We start from the raw sequence: 22,465 nt of genomic DNA on the forward strand, positions 1-22,465 counted from the left end.
GGCGCTTTAACTCTAGCTTTGCTAGGACGAGAATTAGACTTCCATCAATTCTTTTTCTTTAGCAGCTAAAATTCCATCAATATTTTTGATACTTGCGTCGGTGAACTTCTGAATTTCATCTTCACTACGACGAACATCATCTTCAGTACACTCTTTCGCTTTTTCAAGCTTTTTGATTTCACTGATAGCGTCACGACGTACATTACGTACGGCAACACGACCATTTTCAGCTTCACCACGTACTACTTTAATGAAATCTTTACGACGTTCTTCAGTTAATGCAGGCAATGGGATACGCATTGCGTTACCCGCAGTCATTGGGTTAAGACCCAAATCAGAACTCATGATCGCTTTTTCTACAGCTTGAACCATAGTCGCATCGAATACGGTTACATTTAGGGTACGAGAATCTTCAATACCAATATTTGCAACTTGCTTAAGCGGTGTCATTGAACCGTAGTAAGACACTTGAATTGAATCAAGTAGGCTTGGGTGAGCACGACCAGTACGTACTTTAGCCATTTGGTTTTTAGTAGCATCAACACACTTGTTCATACGGTCTTGAGCATCTTCTTTAATTGTATCAATCACGATAAATATCCTTTTGGTCACAAATACTTATAATTTGAACGACTCTCTGAAAATGGCACATAGATTTTACTATGTCGACAGTCGTACAAATGAAAATTGTCAGCTAAAAACTAACCTATTAAGATTTAGTTTTAATATGCGTGCCTTCTTCTTCACCCATGATAACACGACGTAAAGCACCAGGTTTATTCATGTTGAAAACTAAGATAGGCATGTCATGGTCACGGGCTAGCGTAAATGCAGCTAAGTCCATCACCTTAAATTCATTTTCTAATACTTCATCATAAGTTAATGAGTCGTATTTTACAGCTTCAGGGTCTTTCATAGGATCAGCTGAGTATACGCCATCAACTTTTGTTCCTTTTAATACCACTTCCGCTTCAATTTCAATACCACGTAAACACGCAGCTGAATCAGTTGTACAAAACGGGTTACCTGTACCAGCAGCGAAAATAACAACTCGGCCAGACTTTAATAAACTGATTGCCTCTGCCCAATTATAATCGTCACACACACCTTTTAAAGGAATTGCAGACATCAAACGAGCATTGACATAGGCACGATGCAAAGCATCACGCATTGCTAAGCCATTCATTACGGTTGCAAGCATACCCATATGGTCGCCAACAACACGGTTCATACCAGCTTGTGCTAAGCCTTCACCACGGAATAGATTACCACCACCAATAACAACCCCAACTTGGATGCCAAGTTCAACTAACTCCTTTACTTCTTGCGCCATACGGTCAAGAACTTTAGGGTCAATACCGAAGCCTTCTTCGCCCATTAACGCTTCGCCGCTTAACTTTAAAAGAACGCGTCTAAATGCAGGTTTTGGATTGGTGCTCATAATTTTTTCCTAATTATAACAAAACCGCAGCGGTTGCTGCGGCTTTAGGGTATGAAGAGATGTTTAATTACGCTTTTTTAGTAGCAGCAATTTGTGCAGCAACTTCTGCAGCGAAATCTTCTTCTTTCTTCTCAATACCTTCACCAACTTCTAAACGAATGAAGTTAGTTACTGAAGCGCCTTTCTCTTTAAGAATGTCGCCAACAGTTTTCTTTGGTTCCATGATGTAAGCTTGGCCAGTAAGAGAGATCTCACCAGTAAACTTCTTCATACGACCGATAACCATTTTCTCAGCGATTTCTTGAGGCTTACCTTCGTTCATCGCGATTTCTACTTGAAGCGCTTGCTCACGAGCAACAACATCAGCAGGTACGTCAGTTGGATTAACGAATTCAGGCTTAGAAGCAGCAACATGCATAGCGATGTGCTTAAGCGTTTCAGCATCTGCCTCACCCGTTACAACAACACCGATACGGTCGCCGTGACGGTAAGAAGCTTGATCAGCACCATCGATGTATTCAACGCGACGAACGTTGATGTTTTCACCGATTTTAGCGACTAGCGCAACACGAGTTTCTTCGAATTGTGCTTTAAGATCTTCAATAGATACTTTAGAAGCAGCTGCAACAGCTAGTACTTCATTAGCAAACGCTAAGAAGTTACCATCTTTAGCAACGAAGTCAGTTTGACAATTAACTTCTAATAAAGCTGTGTAACCTTCGCCACCTTGAATAAGGATTGTACCTTCAGCAGCAATGTTACCTGCTTTTTTAGCAGCTTTAGCAGCACCACTTTTACGCATGTTATCGATAGCTAGCTCGATATCACCGTTAGTTTCAGTCAATGCTTTTTTACAGTCCATCATGCCAGCACCAGTGCGGTCACGAAGTTCTTTAACTTGGGCAGCAGTAATTGCCATTGTTAAATCCTCTATTTTAATTCGTCTAATATTGCATTTAAAAACAGGGGCCCATAAGGCCCCTGCTCACCAATTTTTATTGGTTAATAAGGGGGATGGAAACCATCACGCCTTATTTAAACAGTTTCTACGAAACCGTCTTGCTCAGCTTGAACAGCTAAATCTTGACCGCGGCCTGAGTTAGCAGCTGCAGCAACAGAAGAAGTGTACAAACGGATAGAACGCATAGCATCATCGTTACCAGGAACGATGTAGTTAACGCCATCTGGAGCAGAGTTAGTATCAACAACAGCAACAACTGGGATACCTAAGTTGTTAGCTTCTTTAATAGCGATATGCTCGTGGTCAGCACCGATAACGAATAATACGTCAGGTAAGCCGCCCATGTTTTTGATACCACCAAGAGATTTTTCTAACTTCTCTAGCTCGCGAGTACGCATTAACGCTTCTTTCTTAGTAAGCTTGTCGAAAGTACCGTCTACTGACTGGCTTTCTAGCTCTTTAAGACGTTTGATTGACTGACGAACAGTTTTCCAGTTAGTCAACATGCCGCCTAACCAGCGGTGATCAACGTAGTACTGGTCACAAGACATTGCAGATTCTTTGATAGCTTCGCCAGCAGCGCGCTTAGTACCAACAAAAAGGATTTTACCTTTTTTAGAAGCAACGTTGCTGATGAACGCTAGTGCTTCGTTGAACATTGGCACAGTGTGCTCAAGGTTGATGATGTGAACACCATTACGAGCACCGAAGATGAAAGGCTTCATCTTAGGATTCCAGTAACGAGTTTGGTGACCGAAGTGAACACCAGCTTGAAGCATGTCGCGCATTGAAACAGTAGTCATTTTATATACCTTAATTTGGGGGGTTAGACCTCCACGGATCCCATACCTTCGACTCTTGCTTGCTTAAAAAGCGCACTAAGAGCACCCCGAAGAATGTGTCGATACGTGTGTGATTTAGTATTTAGTTAAATTGCCATCTATAACATGTATAATGGCCGCCATATTTTACGCTTAGTGGAACAGTAAGTGAAGAAAGTATTTATACTTTATTCAAATTACAGCTTCATTAAGACTTAAACACAACGGCGCGCTTTATACCATAACTAGGTGTAAAGCACAAATTTTGCCAAATTTATTTGCGCCTTTTTTGACTGATATAACGGTAAGAGATAATTCATGAGCATAGTCATCAAGACAGCAGAACAAATCGAAAAAATGCGTGTAGCTGGTAAGTTAGCTGCAGAAGTATTAGAAATGATTGCACCTTTCGTCAAGGTAGGCGTAACCACAGATGAGCTTAACGACATTTGTGCAAAATTTACCGAAGAACACGGCGCTATTTCTGCACCGCTTAACTACCACGGATTCCCAAAATCTATTTGTACTTCAGTAAATGAAGTGGTTTGTCACGGCATCCCTAGTAGCTACACATTAAAAGATGGCGATATCTTGAATATCGACATCACAGTCATTAAAGATGGCGTCCATGGTGATACATCAAAAATGTTTTTAATTGGTGATGTGAGCCCAAAAGACAGAAGATTGGCTCGCATTGCTCAAGAAAGCTTGTACCTTGCGATTAAAAAAGTTCGTCCAGGGGTTAAACTAGGCGAAATTGGTACTGCCATTGAGAAATTTATTAAAGCCAGTAAATCTGGTTTAGATAAATACTCAATCGTTCAAGATTACTGTGGTCACGGTATTGGCGAAGGCTTTCACGAAGAGCCACAAGTCGTACACTATAAAAATAATGACAACACAGTATTAAAAGCCGGCATGTGTTTTACTATCGAGCCAATGATCAATGCTGGACGTTACACAACTGTTTTAGATAAAGAAGATAACTGGACAGTAACTACTTCAGATGGTAAAAAATCAGCTCAATGGGAACATACATTACTTGTCACTGAAACAGGTGTTGAAGTTCTGACTTTGCGAAGCGAAGAAGACCTCCCAAGATCAATTTAACTTTTAAGTAAAAATAAGGACATCAATGAACACTGCGCTGGTAGCTAAAAACACGCTCATCGAATTTAACCAGCGCTTATTGGAGCAATTTACTGCTAATGAACCAATAACGGATCTCGTGCAGCAGCGTTGCCAATTTGTTGATGACCTTTTAAAACAAAGCTGGCTCAAATTTGATTTAGATAATCATCAAATGAGTCTTATTGCCGTGGGCGGATATGGTCGCGGCGAGCTTCATCCCCATTCAGATATCGATCTCCTATTATTAACCCAATCAGATAGTGTCAGCCAACAAGCTAAAGATGCCATCAGTCAGTTTATTACCTATCTTTGGGATTCAGGATTAGAACTCGGTCACAGTGTTCGCTCTATTGAAGAAACATTAGAGCAAGGTCAGCTCGATATCACTACCGCCACCAATTTACTTGAAGCCAGGTTGCTTATTGGCCAAGAGGCATTGTTCGATGAACTTTATGATGCCATTAGACAAGAAGATTTTTGGCCGTCTGATACTTTTTTCTTAGGCAAAATTGAAGAGCAGCACCAACGCCACCTCAGAGCAAATGCCTTTGACTTAGAACCCAATTTAAAATCATGCCCTGGCGGGTTACGTGATATTCAAACTGTCGCATGGGTTGCCATGCGCCACTTTGATGCGGCCTCACTATCTGAATTAGTTGCACACGACTTCTTAGAGCCTGTTGAGCTTACAGAATTTCTAGAATGTCAGGATTTTTTATGGCAACTGCGTTTTTGCCTGCACATGATTTCGGGACGTAACGAAAATCGATTGTTATTCGATTTACAAAGGCAAGTCGCCAGCATGATGGGCTTTGAAGATGGTACTCAGCTCGCTGTAGAGCAGATGATGAAGCGTTACTATCGCACGGTAAGACGTGTGATGGAGCTTAATGAAATGCTGCTACAGCTTTTTAAGCGTGCCACATTAAGCTTGTCATCTTCGCTAACCATTTACCCAATTAATGACAAGTATCAACGCCGTGGTCGATACATTGAAGTATTAGATGACCAGTTATTTGAACAACAACCAGAGCAAATTCTAAATCTATTTTTACTTGTTGCCAAAAACTCTAATGTCCGTCGTATATATGCACCAACATTGCGTCTATTGCGACAAGCTAGACGTCGTCTAAAAGCCCCATTGCAAGATAACCCAGAATGCCGCAAGTATTTCATGGCAATTTTGAAGCATCCTCGGGGGATTGCCGCATTATCGTTAATGCACAAACATGGAATTTTATCTTCCTATTTACCTGCATGGCGTAAAATCGAAGGCCAAATGCAGTTTGATTTATTCCATGCTTATACGGTTGATGAACATACACATAGATTACTGCTAAATATTGAACGCTTTGCCCAACCCGATCAAAAAGATGAGTTCCCACTGGGCGCAATCCTAATAAATCAATTGCCAAAGAAAGGCTTACTCGTGTTAGGCGCCATATTTCATGACATCGCTAAAGGTCGAGGTGGCGACCACAGTAAATTAGGCGCCACTGATGCATTAGACTTTTGTAAGTTACATGGGTTAAGCGATCACGATGGGCGACTTGTGGCATGGTTAGTTGAAAACCATCTAGTGATGTCAGTTACCGCTCAGCGCCGCGATATTTCAGATCCTGAAGTGGTCGCAGTATTCGCTGATCGTGTTCAAGATGCAGTGCATTTAAGTTATTTATACTGCCTCACCGTGGCAGATATTTGCGCAACTAACCACAAAGCTTGGAATAACTGGAAAGGCTCTCTGTTAAGAGACTTATATTTTGCAACTCAGCGGGTACTATCTCGTGGCAAAGAAAAACCAATCGATGTGGCTGACAGGGTTCTTGAAATTCAGCAAAAAGCCCAAAAAGAATTATTAAGACGTGGCGTTAAACAAAAAGCGATTAATGAGCTGTGGAGCCGATTCAAAGATGATTATTTTTTACGTCATCAACCCAATCAAGTGTCATGGCATACTGAAGCATTACTCAAACATGATAAACAGAAGCCACTCGTGTTAATTTCAAAGCACACGACTCGTGGTGGCAGCGAGCTGTTTGTTTACGCCAAAGACAAACCCAAGTTATTCGCCACTGTTATGACAGTGTTAGATAACAAAAACATAAATGTTCATGATGCTAACATCATGACATCAAACGATGACTTCGCCTTAGATACATTCGTTATATTAGAGCAAGATGGCGAACCAATCAGCCAGCTTTCACGTATTCAATCGATTAAAAAGTCGCTTGAAAAGAGATTGGCGACACAAAAATCTAAACCTCCAAAGTTTAGAAAGATGTCACGAATCATGAAACCTTTTAAAGTTCGTACACAAGTGAGTTTCTTACCGGGTGCGAAGCATGATACAAGTATGATGGAGCTAATTGCGCTGGACACCCCTGGCTTACTCGCCAAAGTAGGTGATGTACTTTACCGCTGCGATATCACGTTATTATCAGCAAAAATTACCACCATTGGTGAAAGAGCAGAAGATTTCTTTATTTTACAAACAGCTCAAGGCCAAGCGCTCAACGAAGCTCAACAAACACAATTATCAGAAGCGCTTTCAGAGGCGCTTACTCAACCTTTACATCAATAAACACAATTTGGGAGAAAGTAATGGAGGCATTACGCCAACGCATAGAAGCTGCATTTGAGGCTCGTCAGGACATCACACCTAGCACGGTAGAGCCGAGTGTTCGTGCAGATATCGAAACTGTTATTAGCATGCTTGATAAAGGCCAAGCTCGCGTAGCAGAAAAGATTGATGGCGAATGGCATGTACATCAGTGGTTAAAGAAAGCTGTTTTACTTTCTTTCCGTATTTTCGACAACGAAGTTGTTGAAGGCGGTGACACTAAGTACTTTGATAAAGTGCCACAAAAATTCTCAGACTACACAGCTGAACGCTTTAAAGAAGAAGCTATTCGTGTTGTTCCACCAGCAACCGTTCGTAAAGGTTCATTTATCGGTAAGAACACCGTATTAATGCCATCTTACGTTAACCTAGGCGCATTCGTTGATGAAGGTACCATGGTTGATACATGGGCAACAGTTGGCTCTTGTGCACAAATTGGTAAGAATGTGCATTTATCAGGTGGTGTTGGCATTGGTGGCGTACTTGAGCCATTACAAGCAGGCCCAACAATCATTGAAGATAACTGTTTCATTGGCGCACGTAGTGAAATTGTTGAAGGCGTTGTGGTTGAAGAAGGCAGCGTAATTTCAATGGGCGTATACATTGGCCAAAGCACACGTATCTTTGACCGTGAAACTGGCGAAGTGCATTACGGCCGCGTACCTGCAGGCTCTGTAGTGGTTTCTGGTAACCTACCATCTAAATGTGGTACTTACAGCTTATACGCAGCTATCATCGTTAAGAAAGTTGACGCTAAAACTCGCGGTAAAGTAGGCATTAACGAATTATTACGTATCGTCGATTAATCGATAAAACACTGAGTGTGATAAGTCATAACGACCACTAAGCACTCCGATGTTAACGTAAAAAGGCTCAGATGATACTGAGCCTTTTTTATTGAATTTTTGCCAACTAGCAGCTTAAAACACGACGGTTTTGTTGCCGTACACCACCACTTGTTCTTCAAGCACTAATTGTAATGCTTTACTCAATACACTCTTTTCAACGTCACGGCCGTTATGGGCCATTTCTTCAGCGCTAAAGCTATGATCAACATTAATCACATCTTGCTTAATGATTGGTCCTTCATCTAAACAGTTATTCACAAAGTGCGCTGTTGCACCAATAATTTTAACTCCCCTTTCCCAAGCCTGGCGATAAGGCGATGCGCCAATAAATGCCGGCAAGAATGAATGATGAATATTGATAATGGTATTTGGAAACTCTGCAACAAACTCAGGGGTTAAAATACGCATGAATTTGGCCAGCACGATATAGTCAGGCGAATAACGTTTTATCTTTTCAAGCATAGCTTGTTCATGTTCTTGTCTATCAAGCCCTTGATGACTCACATAATGAAACGGAATATCAAACTTCTCCGTTAAGCCTTGTAAAATGTCGTAATTACCAATGACTGCCGCAATTTCGACGTCTAAACCACCGTAATATGACTTCATTAGAATATCACCCAGGCAATGAGCTTCTTTAGTCACTAATACCACAATACGCTTCTTACCGTCATCAACTAACTTCATGTGGTTTTGTTCTGGTAAAACTTGACGAAGATCTGCCAATAACGCTTCATCATTAATCTTGCCTTCTAACACGGTGCGCATGAAAAAACGGCCTTGCTGATGATCAACAAATTCGGTGTTTTTGATAATGTTTAGCTGATGAGCAAAACAAACCCCTGTGATGTTCGCGATTAATCCTTGGGCATCTTCACAATCAGTAATTAAAATTTTCCGAGGTAATGGTGCCGATGTTGTTTCACTTTGTTGACTTAAAGGGGGGGTATTCATAATTACACTACTCATATCAATAAAATTAAACGCTTATAGCCATTCATTAATAACACAGCATTTGAGAAAATAAATATTCAGGAATATATTTTTATGATTGCGAAGTAAATAAGTGCCTTGAGATGGGATATGTATAAAAATATGACTTAAAAGATGATAATTCTATAATTAAACTTGGATTTTACTGACGAGTGTCGAGATATTTCTGCAACAGCTTTCTTAAGCTTTCTGCTTTAGTACCAAATACGACTTGTACCCCCTTGCCTACTTTAATCACGCCCTTTGCTCCCAGTCTCATTAATCTAGGCTTATCAACTAGCTTAGGATCGACAACCGCAATACGTAATCGAGTTAAACAAGCATTCAATTCAACGATATTATCAGGTCCACCTAAGGCACTGATCATTGATCTCAAACTCTCTTTATTTCCATCGTCGTCAAGCTCTAACCGACCAGGTGTCTTCAAATTAAAAGCTAAAATACTGACTCTAAAAATAAGGTAGTAAATAAAGGCCGTTAATGGCCCTAAAAACCAGAACCAACTGGTATTGCTGGACTGAGCAAACAATAAACTGAAATCAATTAACCCATGGGAAAACACCACACTATGGTTAACATCAAGTAAAATACAAACGGTATAAGCAAGCCCAGTTAATATGGCATGAATAACAAATAACACTGGTGCCACAAACATAAATGCAAACTCAATCGGCTCAGTAATGCCCGTAAGCCAACTTGTAGCTGCGGCTGATAACATAATGCCGGCAACACGGTTACGCTCTGATTTATCCGCGCAGCGCCAAATCGCTAATGCAGCAGCAGGTAAGCCCCACATTTTAATTAAATAGCCACCAGCTAAATTACCCGCTAACGGATCGCCTGCAAGGTAACGTGCTATCTCACCACGAACCATTTTTCCTTCATGAAAATACTGACCCACTTCAAGATAAAAAGGTGCATTCCAAATATGATGTAAACCAAGAGGGATCAAAAAACGTTCAATAGTGCCATAAACACCGAAGGCAATTGCGGGATCTTGATATACCGCCCAAAGCGATAGTGAATCAATATAGTAAGCTAACGTTGGCCAAATATGAGCAAGTAAAAAAGCCAGAGCAATTGTGAAAGGAATGATGATTAACGCGGCGCTGCGCTGGCCTTCAAAAAAAGAAAACATCGCAGGCAGCTTAACATCCTGACTTAACCGAACAACAAAACAGGTTAACGCGCCAACAAGAATACCGCCTGCAATACCTGTATCAATGGTGTCAATTCCCCATATTGGCCGGGAGTTTAACTCATAAATCGCAGTAAATGCTCCTAGGCTAGATATAAAGACCCCGTAGCCAAACACTGCAACAAATGCTGCAATGCCTTGATCTTTACAAAAACCTATCGATATCGCCACCGCAAAAAGCAAAGGCATCATAGTAAAAATGAGGTTACCAACAGCGGAGAAAACCGTCGCCAGCTCTGCTGGAATAAAAGGGAGTGGATTAAATGATAAACCGAGCATTACACCGGCAGCGGGTAAAATGGCAATAGGAATAAGCAGCGCCTGACTCAGGCGCTGGGCAAACTTAAACCATTGCTGGCTAAGTCGTCTTAACTGGCGAGTGATTGAACTGCCGCGTGCCAAGCTGGTATCCATTGTGTCGCTTCAGTTTCAGGTTCCATGGTTTCGCATGCATCAATTTCTAATGTCTCAGTGAGTTTTTTTGCCCCAAGTTCAGACAATAACTCATCAAATTGTTTAGCGGCACCACAAAAGGTTTCATAACTTGAATCCCCAAGACCAATGATACTGTATTGCAACTTAGGTAAATATGGCGCCACTGATTTCAGCTCACTAAACCACTGGGCAATATCATCCGGTAAATCGCCTTGCCCGGTCGTTGAAGTAACGACAATCAATAACTCATCTTCACTGGGCACATAACCAGTTAAATCGGCTGGCTGCAGCAGATTAGCCGTGAAATCTAATTCGGCAATTTTATCGGTCAATGTTTCAGCAACAAATTGAGCACTACCGTATACCGTCCCAAACACTAAATTAACTTTTTCCATGATATACTTCTCTTTAAGTTAACTGACTTCTATAATTCATTTAGCAGTGCGCTGCTTTATGAGGTTAATAACTTCACCATACTGTATTCTAATACTAGGCTGCAAGTATGAAATACAAACAAAAGTAATAACTTACCCATTCGTTAAGGTTACTGTTATGCGTCAGGCCAACAGGCACAGATTGTTTAAACTGCAACACAAATCAGCCCATATTCGCCGTAATTTTTATTTTCGTTGTGAGCAACAAGATACCAGTGAACCTCTGGCAAAAATTGAAGAGTTTGAAAAACTTAAATCGGTATTGCTAGAACATACTAAAGTGCCGCTTAAGGCCAGTTAGTCCGTTTTAGTCCAATAGTCGCGGTTGTTATTGGCTCGTTATTGACAGTCATGATATCGATCAAAGAATATTGAAAAAAGAGATATCCCTGACAGATATCTCTTTTTATTATTCAACTTTTTCTATTTTCTATTTTCTATTACTAAATATTTAGCACTAGGCAAGCAGCATAGGCTCTTCATCAATTAGTTGCTCTTGCCAACCAAACTGTTCAAAAATCGTTAACCACTCTTGCTCAAGCTCTGTTTCAATATGCATTAATTGCTGAGTGACAGGATGGGTAAAGCGAATAGATTTCGCTATCAGCCACAGTCGATTTATCTCAAAGTGCGATCTGAAGAATTTATTTTGTTTGCCGTCACCATGGGTGGTATCACCAATGATCGGGTGACGTAAATGTGCCATATGACGACGTAATTGGTGTTTACGTCCTGTTTGCGGTGTTAATTTAATTAAACAAAAACGACTCGTCGAGTAACGACCTGAACTAAATGGAATTTCTGTATTTAATAAAGGAGCATAGTCAGTCACCGCATCTTGAGGAGGTTTATCTTTGCGGGCTTTTTTGTCGGCAACATCATCAAGTTCTACTTTTAATGCGTAATCCAGCCTAGCTGCTTCATGCATATTACCCCGCACTAATGCTAAGTAGGTTTTCTCAATTTGGTGCAGCTCGAACTGCTCACATAAAGCCCTAGCCACCTCACTACTTTTAGCAAACACCAATACACCTGAAGTCGGCCTATCTAAGCGGTGAACAGGGAATACATGACATCCAACTAAATCACGTGTTAATTGCATCGCAAAAAAACGCTCTTTTCTGGCTAAGTATGAACGATGTACCAATAAACCGGCAGGCTTATGGATGGCCACAATATGTTCATCTTCAAATAAAATCTCTAACTCAGGAGCGACTTCATCGCTTTCCTCTAACTCAGTATTAAGCGTTTCATCGTCAAAGTATTCATCATCAGCAAATGGACTAATATATTTATCTTCTGTCATTATATTCACCTTACTGACGGGTTAAAAAGTTATCTATCTGAGTCAGCAATTCAACTAAAGCTGTTAAGTCACCGTGATTTACCCAAGCTTGCTCTGCCATTGGCGTTAACGATATTTGCGTCGGCAGAGGTAAGCATTGCTCAATTAACTGACCCATTTTCTGAATGAATATGAACTGCAGCCACTGCTCAAAACGCAATGAGTCACAAGCAAATGGCGCCGTACTGGCAAGCGCTGTATCTGAAGGTGTAGAGCCAGACCACAAATCACTTTGCTTTAGTTGCTGTTCTAACTGTATTAAATATTGAGCGGTTTGAATATGAGGCATAACGGCAGGTTTTCGCTTAAACGGTTTAAAATAATCATAGTTGTTTGTGCGACTAATCATATCATCAGACGCCAGTTAACCCTATAATAGCGGCAAGTTAATCGCGATAAATAAACTCCCATGACACAACTCGAAACCTTAAGCCAATTCCTAGACACCGCTAACACTCAATTTCAGGTTTATGATTTAGGCCGAAGAGTGGAAAACATTGACCCAGTGTTATTCAACCAAATTGAAGCATTGAACACCCCTTACCCATTTCCAATTCAAGGCCACGCCCAGTTTGCTATTGTGTTTTGGCGTGAAGAACAACCGCCTTTTATTTGGTTTTTAAAGTTGCCCCTTGATGAGCAAGGTTTGTTATCGCCTGCCCAGCGTAGCCAGTTTATTAAAATGATCCTAGAAGCGTTAGGGCGTGATCCAACTAAAGCTTTGTCTGATGAAGAACAAGAACGCTACGCCAATCATCCGTTCAGTTTTAAGCCTAGCCAAGAAAAACTAGCACTGTTTAATGCAATGGTTAAAAAGCAATTAAGTCAGCAAGCATCAGTTCAATATGAATATGCAGCCCAGTATTTTTCGAATTTAAATGAAACCAATGCTCAAGGTGACAACTGGCAACAACTCGGATTGCAAGGTATTGCCGATGTCTGTGTCCGCTTAGATAAGTTTGACCATGACAAGCATATCAATGCAGCTATTACCCTAGCACCGTTAGAGGTTCAAGCTGCTATTTGTCAATGTTTAGAGCACGTTGCCATTTCAGATGCATTAGCTAATACCTTATTTGATAAGTTATCCGCCGCAGAAGTTGAGCATAAGCATATCTACCTTAGAGCGCTCGCATCTCAACCAGAATTAACGCAAAAAGCGATTAAGCTATTAGTGAATTACCAACAGTTAGATGAGAACTTATTGATCACAATTGCAGCAAGAAGCTGGACTGCTCTAAAAGATGATGCAACTCGCAAACTTTATCTTGAAGTATTAGCTAACCAACCGCAAAACTTCTTTAATCAAGTTTTTGCTGATATCGTAGCTATTCCAAGTTTACGAGATTCACTGCTGCTTGATTTAAGAAGTGCTGACCGTAGTGAGAAACTTTCTTCCGCCATCGGCGGATTATTTAGGGCCGTTAGCCAATGATGTCAGATTTTATTTTAATCGTCGCAGTTGTCGTAATTGCTGCATTCTTTTGGCAATTACGTCAAATGGCTGAAATCAGTCGTCGCTATGCTGAAAGATCTTGTGCCAATCAAAAAGTACAATTGTTGGCTATTGCTATGGAATCAGCAAGACCAAGTATTGGTGGCACAACAGGCTTATGTTGGCGTGCAAAATTTATGTTTGAATTCAGTACCGATGGTATTAATCAATACCGCGGTCACATCGATATGCACGGCAAAAAGATAGAAAAGATTAACTGGCCGATATTTCCAGAGCCGGAATGGATGGATGCGCCAATGGCCAAAGGTAAGTTTGGTGGCTGTGGTGGCGCATCAAGCTGCAATTCTGGCAAATGCCGTTAATACGCATACGTTAAGCAAGCTTTCAATTAAGCATTTACTTAATTAAAGTGTAAAACGTCCACATGATGAAACGCTATTAGAGGGTTAAGCACACTCTCAATAGCGTTTTTTATTGGCTGAGTATTAGAGTGTGTTGATCTTTTAAGGTTTTTTTTGCAGTGAAATTTGCTTAGATTGCTAGACGGCAATTCACTAGCCGCGCTTAATTCGCTTTTTATCTCGAACAAATTCAACCAGTAAAAATCAACACGCCCTAGCTGATATCTCGTTTCAATATCAGCGTAAGTCGAATTTTTAAGCAAAAGAAAGACCGCGGCAATAAATTGTCGCGGTCTCTTATACTCTTGTTAAGCCATCCAGCTATATTTGTGCTCCCTGCACCATCCATGCGTCTAACTTGCTCCGTGCGCTATCCTTATTCAATCCTTGATGTTCCGTGTACACTAAAGTACTGTCCCTCTTACTCGATTATCCTTTGACCGAGCCTGCTCAAATCCTTAAGCGTGTCCTTTAAATCATCCTTGGGGTTCTTCCATGACATCCTTGCTTCAATTATCTGCATCCATTGCAATCACTGTTATCCTTAACAGCGTAAATCCATTCTACTGATGTCCAAACATTAAAATCCATTTCACCATAAAGTCTTTCATCATCTCTGATGTCAGTGTCATCCATTAACACTGTCGTTTTCCTTAACGACGCTTTATCGTCCACTTAATTAATGTGCTATAAGTCATCATCCTGATGAGCAACATCAATAACTAAGGTAATAACTAGGGTTCATCCTGAGCAAGCCATTACAACAATCTATTGTAATCAGTCTCATGTTACAGCCACTTGCTAAAATCTTAATTAGCAGCAGTTTTGTTTAAAACTACTAAACACATCCTGTGCTTATCTGCTTCCATGTCACTTATTTTAAGCAATATGTGAGTAAATAAATATGCACAAAACACGCAATTAACAGAGCAGCAACAAACAGCAAAAGCCAAACTAAAAATTAAACCAAACGATACAACAACTTAAAACAAAACACTCCAAATAAGCCAATCTAAAAGCGCTAAGTCTCACAGCGCTTGTGAGATATATCTCACAAGGAGAGTGGAAAAGTAAGAAGCTAAGTCTTTTGACCGACTCACATATTTAACATTTACATAGCAGACATGCATTCATAAAAGTAGGCATATATAAAAGTAGGCGTGCATAAATATTGATTTCAATTAAGCATAAAAAAGCGCAACCTAATAAGGTTGCGCTCATTTTACTCTTCGTTAGCTATCCTGCTAAATTGTGCTCCCTGCTCCATCCATGCGACTAACGTGCTCCTTGCTCCATTTTCCTTTTAACTCAATTTCCTTGTACTACCCTTGAAGAGTATTACTTGAGTGTTCATTCCTTTGAATCAGTCTATCCTTGTGACTGAGAGGCTAACTCCTAATATACCGTCCTGGTATTTGCTTCCTGCAATCCTTCATCTTCCTGATGAGGTTCATCCTTGTTTCAGTTAATCATTAACTGAGCTTATGCCCATTCCTTGAGCGTGTCCTAGTTTCATCCTGAAATTGATACACTCATCCATAACTAATGAAAAAGCATTTTTATTCACTTTAAGCACTAACTCAATTAACTTTGATTATGGCTACATCCTGTAACTCACTCAATTAATTCATTGATTGCTTAATAAGTTCATTGTAAATAATAATTGAATTCGAAATCAGCCTAAAAACCATTGAAACAAAATATTCACAAAGTAAATATTACAGCTAAACACATAAGCACTTGTTTTTATTTAGCTTTTAATTAAATGGTGAGAAATTAGATAACTCATAACGAAAGAATACCTACACTACTGTGAGATAAGTCTCACAAGCATAGGTAACAGTTAGCTTGAAGGCGAGCCTAAACCAAGGCGCTTTTTTAACATTTGTGCAAACATCACCCAGTCGGCGAGTAAGCTATATAAAGGATATTCAAATGTGGCAGGTCTATTTTTTTCAAATACAAAGTGTCCTACCCAAGCAAAACCATACCCAATAACTGGCAAAAGCCATAATTGCCACCACTGTTGATTCAACAAAGTAACAATGATTAGCACAATGATTAAGGCACTGCCGACATAATGAAGTCTCCGGCAAGTTGTGTCTTGATGTTGTGATAAATAGAAAGGATAAAAAGATTTAAAGTCTTGATACTTTTTTTCACTTATCTTTTCATTCATAACCGTCACTCATCTTTTCATCCATAACCGAAGCTAATTGTAATAATATAAATTAACGCAAAAATTTTTCTTAAACGATCAGCTACTTCATGAAGTTAGCTAATAGTTAGATAATAGGTAGCTAATAGCTTGTTAACTGAAGCTTTTACTTACTCGGATAAATTAATATTTCACCATCTACGCTACCTATAGAAAGTTCAGATAAATGATTAAAACCTTCACGGGCAAATAGCTCTGCATGTTTAGGGTTATTCACAAACACCCCAATGCCATCTAAATCAGGCTGTTCATCACACCAACTTAATACTGCTTCGATCAATTTTGCACCGTTACCTTTACTTTGTTCATTAGGGGTTAATGCAATAAATTGCAGGATCCCATATTGCTTACTCGGCAAGCTTTCTAAGATGCTGTGTTCTTTTTTAATTAATGCCTGAGTGGAATTCCAGCCTGTTCCCAGTACCATTTTCAAGCGCCAATGCCAGTAACGGCTTTCCCCTAGCGGCACTTGGTGAGTAATAACACATGCAACGCCAATTAGGCGATCACCATCGAACCAACCTATTAAAGGTTGTTCTTGCTGCCAAAGCTCCGTCAATTCTTCACGAATAGCTGCGCGAAGCTTTTGCTCGTAACTTGCCTGATTTGTAGTAGCAAGTGCTTCAATAAAGAAAGGATCATCATGGTAAGCGTTATAAATAATCGAAGCTGCCACTCGCAAGTCTTCTGCCGTTAAGTAAACGGCTTTATGCTCTGCCAACACGTTCTGTTCCATATTCTCACTCATTGCTAAATCAAGTTGATAGTTACAACTTAACAAGTTTGAAACATATTGCAATTTTAATGCAGTCACCTACGCTTAAAGTTAATTTAATCGCGAAATTTAAGCATAATAACGGGACTATTATGGACACGACTTCAGCTACGCTTGCACACTTATTTGAGCAACTCGGTTTAGATGCTACAGAGGCCGGTATCAAGCTTTTTCTGTCACAACATAGTATTGATGCCAATACCAAGTTAACAGATGCAAGCTTTTGGAATCATGCTCAGAAAGCATTTTTAGAAGAGAGTTTAAAAGAAGACGCCCAGTGGTCTGAACTCGTGGACCAACTGGACGTTCTTTTAAGGCAATAGCTAAGATTCTATCTAAAATTGCATAGCCATAAAATATTGATAAAAACTTACCCAACTAATGGCTGGTATTAAATCTTTTGATACGCGGTTTCACCCCAACCCACTAATTTATTGTCACTTATGACTACTGGGGTACATTCATCTTTAGTGGTTTTGCCATCGCCTTTACTCCACTGCGTACGATAGAAAAGCACATTCACTTCTTTCTTCGGACTTTCAGCATCAGCTTGAGTCACGTAAGCTTCACTAAAATCTGCTGTGCCCATTAAAATAGTGACTTGATCGCGCGCCATACCAATGGTTAATTTTGATAAGTTAGTTCTATTAGTTTGTTGCTGTTTTTCCCAGTAAGAATCACTACGATTACCTTCATGATCACCAACATTCAACACACAACCACTCAAAGAAAGGCTACTCACAGCCATTAAAAATGCTAAACCCAATTTTGTTTTCATGATACTTCCCTTTTATTAAAATGATTCTCACGTAATTACTACTCAAACTGCTTTTGAGATACGTTATAATGTTGTCAATTATCATTAAGCTAAAACCGTGCCAAAATTTATACACTTGATTTTATTAAGTTTTATAAATATCTAATTGGCGGTTGAGCATTTTCACTAATCAATATTGAGGGTTTTCACCAATTATGAGTCCAATCGAACAGGTCCTCGCAGCGGCAAAAACTATCGCAATGAATGGTCATACACCGACAATGGCATTGATTAAGGGGAAATTAGGTGGCCGAGTACCTATGCCAATTCTTATTCAAGGCTTACAGCAATTCAAAGCCATTCCGAAAGAACAATGGCAAACCTTGCCAGACTTAGGCGATGCGCTTGAAACAACTAAACAAGCAACAAATGATGCACCTAGTATGATTGAGCAACAATTAATGGCTCAAATGCAGCAAATGAAAATTGAATTCGAAGCTAAAATAGAATCACTAGAAAAGCGTGTTTTACAGCTTGAAAATAAACAATAACGATTGAAGTACAGCAGTATTTTCATTTAAATATATGAGTCTGCTGACACAAAATTAGTGCCTTAACTTGTGCGCTCACATTGATTTAGTACACTCACATTGACTTAGTACACTCACATTGACTTAGTACACTCACGTTGACTTAGTGCACTCACGTTGACTTAGTGCACTCACGTTGACTTAGTGCACTCACATTGACTTAGTGCACTCACATTGACTTAGTGCACTCACATTGACTTAGTGCACTGGAACCTTGTCATTTTACAGTCCAAGAATTGAACGGAAACCCCATGTTTGTCACAGAGCTCAGATTTGAATGTTTTGCGGATACCACGATAACCGCAGCCGAGAAAGCCATTAACCATTACCTCGAATCATTAAGAGCAAACGGTCAAATTCTAGGAAGAGAATTCGCTGTTGCATTTAACGAAGGTGAGTTTAAAGTCAGGTTGTTAATGCCGGAAAAAACCAGTTTATCGAGCCGTCATAACAGCCCTTGGACTAAACAAGCTTTACTGCAATTGACTGAAGCAAAGTTACTTGCGCCACGTGAGAAGTACATTGGCCAAGACATTAATTCAGAACAAAGTAATGAAGAAGCACCAAGTTGGCAGGTGCTTTATACCAGTTATGTTCATATGTGTTCGCCACTACGTAGCGGCGATAACTTGTTACCTATTCCGTTATATCAAATCCCTGCCACATTTAATGGCGACCACAAAAGAGTGATCCGCTGGCAAACAGAGTGGCAAGCCTGTGATGAATTACAAATGGCTGCAGCGACTCAAGCTGAGTTTGCCGCTCTAGAAGAAATCACCAGCCATAAAAGCGACCTATTTAGACGCGGTTGGGATATACGCGGCAGAGTCGAATTTATCACTAAAATTCCAACCTACTATTACTTATATCGTGTAGGTGGTGAAAGCCTAGCCAAAGAGAAAGAACGAGCTTGTCCTAAATGTGGCTCAAAAGAATGGCGTTTAGATGAGCCATTACTCGATATGTTCCATTTTCGATGTGAGCCTTGTCGAATCGTGTCTAATATTTCTTGGGATCATCAGTAAGCTTGTACTCATAAGCCCTTAGCTAATAAGCCCTTAGCAAATAAGCCCTTAGCTAATAACTTCTTAATTAATAACCTCTTAGGCTATAAGCCTGCGGTTCAAAAAAGCCTGACTTATAATGAGTAAGTCAGGCTTTTATTTTCACATCATGCTAAATGCGCTGATTGATCATTTACGTTTCAGTAAATCATTACACATCATCTTCATTCGCTGCCAAATTCCAGGGTGAGCGACATTATGGTCTTCAACAATAGGCGCAACTGGCGGCATAACGCGCGGCGATAATGCATCGATGAATTCGGCTAAACTGTCAGCCAGTTGGTCTTTAGGTTTATCACCTGGAATTTCAATCCACACACTGCCGTCTTCATTATTTACGGTGATCATTTGGTCTCCATCACCTAATACACCCACAAACCAAGTTGGCGCTTGCTTAAGTTTTTTCTTCATCATGAGATGACCGATCACATTTTGTTGCAAAGATTCAAAGTCTTGCTGATTCCAAACTTGGAGTAATTCACCCTCACCCCATGTTGAATCAAAATACAAAGGCGCAGAAAAATACTCACCATAAAATGCATTAATATCTTGATGTAATTTTAGCTCTAAAGCGTGTTCTACATTACTGAAATCAGAGCTGTTTTTACGTTTAACAGCCTTCCAGGAAACGGCTTCATCTGATTCAAGATCATACTTACCTTCAATGCAGGCGGATCCTTGCCCAAGTGGGAAATAACGGGGAAACTCGCCTAATACATCCTGATAAGCTTGAATATAACGGCTAGAAAAATGATCCAATGAAGTTGAACAAGACACTTAAGATGCTCCAATTTTGGGTTATAATATAAGTCTATTTTGACACGGAAACAGACTAGATGACACACAATCACGACCCCTATAGTGATGCAGAGGCACTTAAAGGACTCACTTTAGGCCAAACGACGCAATATCAAGCAGAATATGATGCTTCACTGCTGCAAGGGGTTCCTCGTAAATTGAATCGCGATGCCATTGAATTAACTGATACGCTTCCTTTTCAAGGTGCTGATATTTGGACAGGTTACGAGCTGTCTTGGCTAAATGCCAAGGGAAAGCCCATGGTCGCTATTATTGAAGTTTACTTAGCGATTGAAAGTGATAATTTAATCGAATCAAAATCTTTTAAGCTATATCTCAACAGCTACAATCAGACTCGATTTGACAGTGTTGAACAAGTGCAGCAAACATTAGTTACCGACTTAAGCCTCTGTGCTAATGGTGACGTCAGCGTCAAAGTCATTGAGCCAAAGCATTTTAATACCCAGCGTATTGTTGAATTGCCGGGTCACTGTATTGACGAGCTTGATATTGAAGTAGATGACTATCAGTTTAAACCTGAGTATCTTGAAAACAGCACTGATGATAAACACGTAGCAGAAACGCTGACTTCAAACCTGCTAAAGTCCAATTGCCTTATCACCTCACAGCCTGACTGGGGCAGCGTAATGATCCGTTATCAAGGCCCTAAAATTGACCGTGAAAAACTGCTGCGCTATTTAATTTCTTTCCGCCAGCATAACGAGTTTCATGAGCAATGTGTCGAGCGTATTTTTACCGATTTAAAGCGCTATTGTGAATGCACAAAATTAACGGTTTATGCCCGCTATACTCGTCGTGGTGGTTTAGATATTAATCCATTCAGAAGTGACTTTGAGCAGCCACCAGAAACTCACCGTTTAGCTAGACAGTAAGCTGTGTAGTGGCAAATAAAAACGGATTAAGCGCGGCAAGTGAATTGCCGCCTTGCAATCTAGCAAAATGCGTTTTTATTGTTCGATACTTTTTTGCTGTTCTAAGCTCAAAAGATGTCGGAAAAGTTAACTTGTTTAGCCTTCACAACAATCTTATTTTCAGCCCCGCAATCGACACTAATCGCAAATCGATATGTTTGATCAATCCTGCCTAAATAACATTGCCAATTGTATGCGGTGACATATTGCTTTGCGTCGGCTTCACACAGCAAACTCAGTGGAATGCTATCAGACAATAACAACTCCTTGTTTAATAACTTATAAGTACTTGACGCCATATGCGCATCTGGCACTTTATGAGTAACTGACAAACGTTCATGTGAAACTGGCAAAGGACAAAATTGTAGGTTCTTGAGGTCAAATGCAAACGATTTAAGTGATAATGCCAAGCCTAGGCCTTTGGCTTTTATGTAAGATTCTTTTAAAGACCATAAATCAAAGAAGCGTTCTCTCTGTTGATTTTCTGGTAACGCCAATAACGCAGACTCTTCTGGGGATGAGAAGTAGTGATGTAAAATGGCATGAATGTTAGTACTGTTTCGGCGACGTTCTATATCAACGCCAAAATCAACACCAAACTCTTCTGCAATCACTGAGTCTGCACTCTTAAAGGCAATAGTATTAGAATCAATAGTATCAGAGTCAGCAGCATTAGAATCAATCGTATTTTGGATCACGCCAATCAACAGCCACTCACCGCTATGGCTGACATTAAACTGAATTCCCGTTTGCTTATATTGCGCAGCTGATAACCTTGGTTTCCCCTTCTCACCATATTCAAATTGCCACTGCTGTGGCGTAATATCTGCAAATTGGGACAACACTGCACGTAAATATCCACGTACCATCAAACCTTGTTCCCTGGCTGATTGTTGAATAAAGCGATCGACTTTAATCAGTTCATTTTCAGGCAGCCATGAACGCACGATAGATGCACTACAATCATCGAGTAAATCAGTATTAAGAGAACAATAAAACAGTTGAATGGTGGTAGAAGACTGCAAATTAAGCTCACACAGAGTAACAATAGCGTATTGTCGCTTTTTTTAGGGGCTTGTTTCAACTAGCAGCCTATCTGTTTGTTGCAATAAAAAAGAGCTAAGCCAAGCTTAACCCTTTTATTTTTCGGTCAATAGGTATTGCAAGAGTTACTCAAGCAATTAACCTGCTAATGCTTGAATAGATTTACGCTTATATCAAAAAGTACTTTTATCAAAGAGAGC

General features: G+C 40.1%; 24 protein-coding genes. 10 read left to right on the forward strand and 14 right to left on the reverse strand.

Annotation, left to right across the window (positions count from 1 at the left end; translation table 11 throughout):
• Positions 1 to 33: 33 nt before the first annotated feature.
• From frr to rpsB, 4 genes are all read right to left on the reverse strand, one after another.
• The gene (frr, locus tag Q4600_RS00210; protein ID WP_102527884.1) at positions 34 to 591 is read right to left on the reverse strand and encodes a ribosome recycling factor; all 558 of its coding nucleotides are present in this window, start codon (positions 589 to 591) and stop codon (positions 34 to 36) included.
• Between the two features lie 118 nt (positions 592 to 709).
• On the reverse strand, positions 710 to 1,441 hold the full coding sequence (pyrH, locus tag Q4600_RS00215) for a UMP kinase (protein WP_102527883.1): 732 nt from the start codon (positions 1,439 to 1,441) through the stop codon (positions 710 to 712).
• Between the two features lie 67 nt (positions 1,442 to 1,508).
• Positions 1,509 to 2,360: a translation elongation factor Ts gene (gene tsf / locus Q4600_RS00220; protein WP_102527882.1), complete on the reverse strand. Its 852-nt coding sequence runs from the start codon at positions 2,358 to 2,360 to the stop codon at positions 1,509 to 1,511.
• Between the two features lie 116 nt (positions 2,361 to 2,476).
• Positions 2,477 to 3,205 carry a 30S ribosomal protein S2 gene (gene rpsB / locus Q4600_RS00225; protein WP_102527881.1) on the reverse strand — a complete coding sequence of 243 codons (729 nt, stop codon included), beginning with the start codon at positions 3,203 to 3,205 and terminating at the stop codon, positions 2,477 to 2,479.
• Between the two features lie 336 nt (positions 3,206 to 3,541).
• Here rpsB and map point away from each other — a divergent pair, with 336 nt between their 5' ends.
• From map to dapD, 3 genes are read left to right on the forward strand one after another with little or no spacing between them, the layout of a single operon-like run.
• The gene (map, locus tag Q4600_RS00230) at positions 3,542 to 4,333 is read left to right on the forward strand and encodes a type I methionyl aminopeptidase (protein WP_303512846.1); all 792 of its coding nucleotides are present in this window, start codon (positions 3,542 to 3,544) and stop codon (positions 4,331 to 4,333) included.
• Positions 4,334 to 4,358: 25 nt separating this feature from the next.
• Positions 4,359 to 6,938, forward strand: a complete 2,580-nt coding sequence (gene glnD / locus Q4600_RS00235) for a bifunctional uridylyltransferase/uridylyl-removing protein GlnD (RefSeq protein WP_303512844.1) — start codon at positions 4,359 to 4,361, stop codon at positions 6,936 to 6,938.
• Positions 6,939 to 6,958: 20 nt separating this feature from the next.
• Positions 6,959 to 7,783, forward strand: coding sequence for a 2,3,4,5-tetrahydropyridine-2,6-dicarboxylate N-succinyltransferase (gene dapD / locus Q4600_RS00240; RefSeq protein WP_102527878.1), 825 nt, complete (start codon positions 6,959 to 6,961; stop codon positions 7,781 to 7,783).
• Between the two features lie 114 nt (positions 7,784 to 7,897).
• Here the strand turns inward: dapD and purU are convergent, their stop codons facing one another.
• From purU to Q4600_RS00255, 3 genes are all read right to left on the reverse strand, one after another.
• Positions 7,898 to 8,779 carry a formyltetrahydrofolate deformylase gene (gene purU / locus Q4600_RS00245; protein ID WP_303512841.1) on the reverse strand — a complete coding sequence of 294 codons (882 nt, stop codon included), beginning with the start codon at positions 8,777 to 8,779 and terminating at the stop codon, positions 7,898 to 7,900.
• A gap of 181 nt (positions 8,780 to 8,960) precedes the next feature.
• Complete coding sequence (locus Q4600_RS00250; protein ID WP_303512838.1) at positions 8,961 to 10,430, reverse strand: PTS transporter subunit EIIC; 1,470 nt, start codon at positions 10,428 to 10,430, stop codon at positions 8,961 to 8,963.
• Entirely contained in the window at positions 10,385 to 10,846 is a 462-nt protein-coding gene (locus Q4600_RS00255) for a flavodoxin (RefSeq protein WP_102527875.1), read from the reverse strand. Before Q4600_RS00255 ends, Q4600_RS00250 begins: the two co-directional genes overlap by 46 nt.
• 157 nt (positions 10,847 to 11,003) lie before the next feature.
• Here Q4600_RS00255 and Q4600_RS00260 point away from each other — a divergent pair, with 157 nt between their 5' ends.
• Entirely contained in the window at positions 11,004 to 11,186 is a 183-nt protein-coding gene (locus Q4600_RS00260; protein WP_102527874.1) for a hypothetical protein, read from the forward strand.
• A 156-nt stretch (positions 11,187 to 11,342) separates the two neighbouring features.
• Here the strand turns inward: Q4600_RS00260 and truC are convergent, their stop codons facing one another.
• Positions 11,343 to 12,191: a tRNA pseudouridine(65) synthase TruC gene (truC, locus tag Q4600_RS00265; protein WP_102527873.1), complete on the reverse strand. Its 849-nt coding sequence runs from the start codon at positions 12,189 to 12,191 to the stop codon at positions 11,343 to 11,345.
• Positions 12,192 to 12,201: 10 nt separating this feature from the next.
• Complete coding sequence (locus tag Q4600_RS00270; protein ID WP_303512832.1) at positions 12,202 to 12,579, reverse strand: YqcC family protein; 378 nt, start codon at positions 12,577 to 12,579, stop codon at positions 12,202 to 12,204.
• A gap of 60 nt (positions 12,580 to 12,639) precedes the next feature.
• On the opposite strand from Q4600_RS00270, the gene Q4600_RS00275 reads away from it, so the two are divergent.
• Positions 12,640 to 13,665, forward strand: coding sequence for a DUF3549 family protein (locus tag Q4600_RS00275; RefSeq protein WP_303512830.1), 1,026 nt, complete (start codon positions 12,640 to 12,642; stop codon positions 13,663 to 13,665).
• A complete protein-coding gene (locus tag Q4600_RS00280) occupies positions 13,662 to 14,048 on the forward strand; it encodes a DUF3301 domain-containing protein (RefSeq protein WP_102527871.1) in 387 nt (128 codons plus the stop codon). The genes Q4600_RS00275 and Q4600_RS00280 overlap by 4 nt, the downstream gene beginning before the upstream one ends.
• Positions 14,049 to 15,930: 1,882 nt before the next feature.
• On the opposite strand, the gene Q4600_RS00285 is transcribed toward Q4600_RS00280, so the two are convergent.
• Both Q4600_RS00285 and Q4600_RS00290 read right to left on the reverse strand, forming a co-directional pair.
• Positions 15,931 to 16,266 carry a DUF962 domain-containing protein gene (locus tag Q4600_RS00285; RefSeq protein WP_229367452.1) on the reverse strand — a complete coding sequence of 112 codons (336 nt, stop codon included), beginning with the start codon at positions 16,264 to 16,266 and terminating at the stop codon, positions 15,931 to 15,933.
• 145 nt (positions 16,267 to 16,411) lie between these two features.
• Positions 16,412 to 17,041 (reverse strand): GNAT family N-acetyltransferase, encoded by a 630-nt coding sequence (locus Q4600_RS00290; RefSeq protein ID WP_248954656.1) that lies wholly within the window; start codon positions 17,039 to 17,041, stop codon positions 16,412 to 16,414.
• A 131-nt stretch (positions 17,042 to 17,172) separates the two neighbouring features.
• Here Q4600_RS00290 and Q4600_RS00295 point away from each other — a divergent pair, with 131 nt between their 5' ends.
• A complete protein-coding gene (locus tag Q4600_RS00295; protein ID WP_102527928.1) occupies positions 17,173 to 17,403 on the forward strand; it encodes a DUF2789 domain-containing protein in 231 nt (76 codons plus the stop codon).
• Between the two features lie 68 nt (positions 17,404 to 17,471).
• On the opposite strand, the gene Q4600_RS00300 is transcribed toward Q4600_RS00295, so the two are convergent.
• Complete coding sequence (locus Q4600_RS00300; RefSeq protein ID WP_102527868.1) at positions 17,472 to 17,858, reverse strand: DUF3192 domain-containing protein; 387 nt, start codon at positions 17,856 to 17,858, stop codon at positions 17,472 to 17,474.
• A 194-nt stretch (positions 17,859 to 18,052) separates the two neighbouring features.
• Between Q4600_RS00300 and Q4600_RS00305 the strand changes: the two genes are divergently transcribed.
• The gene (locus Q4600_RS00305) at positions 18,053 to 18,388 is read left to right on the forward strand and encodes a hypothetical protein (protein ID WP_102527867.1); all 336 of its coding nucleotides are present in this window, start codon (positions 18,053 to 18,055) and stop codon (positions 18,386 to 18,388) included.
• A 290-nt stretch (positions 18,389 to 18,678) separates the two neighbouring features.
• A complete protein-coding gene (locus tag Q4600_RS00310) occupies positions 18,679 to 19,452 on the forward strand; it encodes a Zn-ribbon-containing protein (protein WP_303512822.1) in 774 nt (257 codons plus the stop codon).
• 168 nt (positions 19,453 to 19,620) lie between these two features.
• On the opposite strand, the gene syd is transcribed toward Q4600_RS00310, so the two are convergent.
• Positions 19,621 to 20,268, reverse strand: a complete 648-nt coding sequence (gene syd, locus Q4600_RS00315; protein WP_303512820.1) for a SecY-interacting protein — start codon at positions 20,266 to 20,268, stop codon at positions 19,621 to 19,623.
• Positions 20,269 to 20,327: 59 nt separating this feature from the next.
• On the opposite strand from syd, the gene queF reads away from it, so the two are divergent.
• Positions 20,328 to 21,182, forward strand: coding sequence for an NADPH-dependent 7-cyano-7-deazaguanine reductase QueF (queF, locus tag Q4600_RS00320; RefSeq protein ID WP_303512818.1), 855 nt, complete (start codon positions 20,328 to 20,330; stop codon positions 21,180 to 21,182).
• 107 nt (positions 21,183 to 21,289) lie between these two features.
• Here queF and Q4600_RS00325 read toward each other — a convergent pair whose 3' ends face one another.
• Positions 21,290 to 22,246 carry a 4'-phosphopantetheinyl transferase superfamily protein gene (locus tag Q4600_RS00325; protein ID WP_303512815.1) on the reverse strand — a complete coding sequence of 319 codons (957 nt, stop codon included), beginning with the start codon at positions 22,244 to 22,246 and terminating at the stop codon, positions 21,290 to 21,292.
• Positions 22,247 to 22,465: the final 219 nt, after the last annotated feature.

This window comes from Shewanella sp. 2_MG-2023 (assembly GCF_030548905.1).
GTDB classification, from domain to species: Bacteria; Pseudomonadota; Gammaproteobacteria; order Enterobacterales; family Shewanellaceae; genus Shewanella; species Shewanella electrodiphila.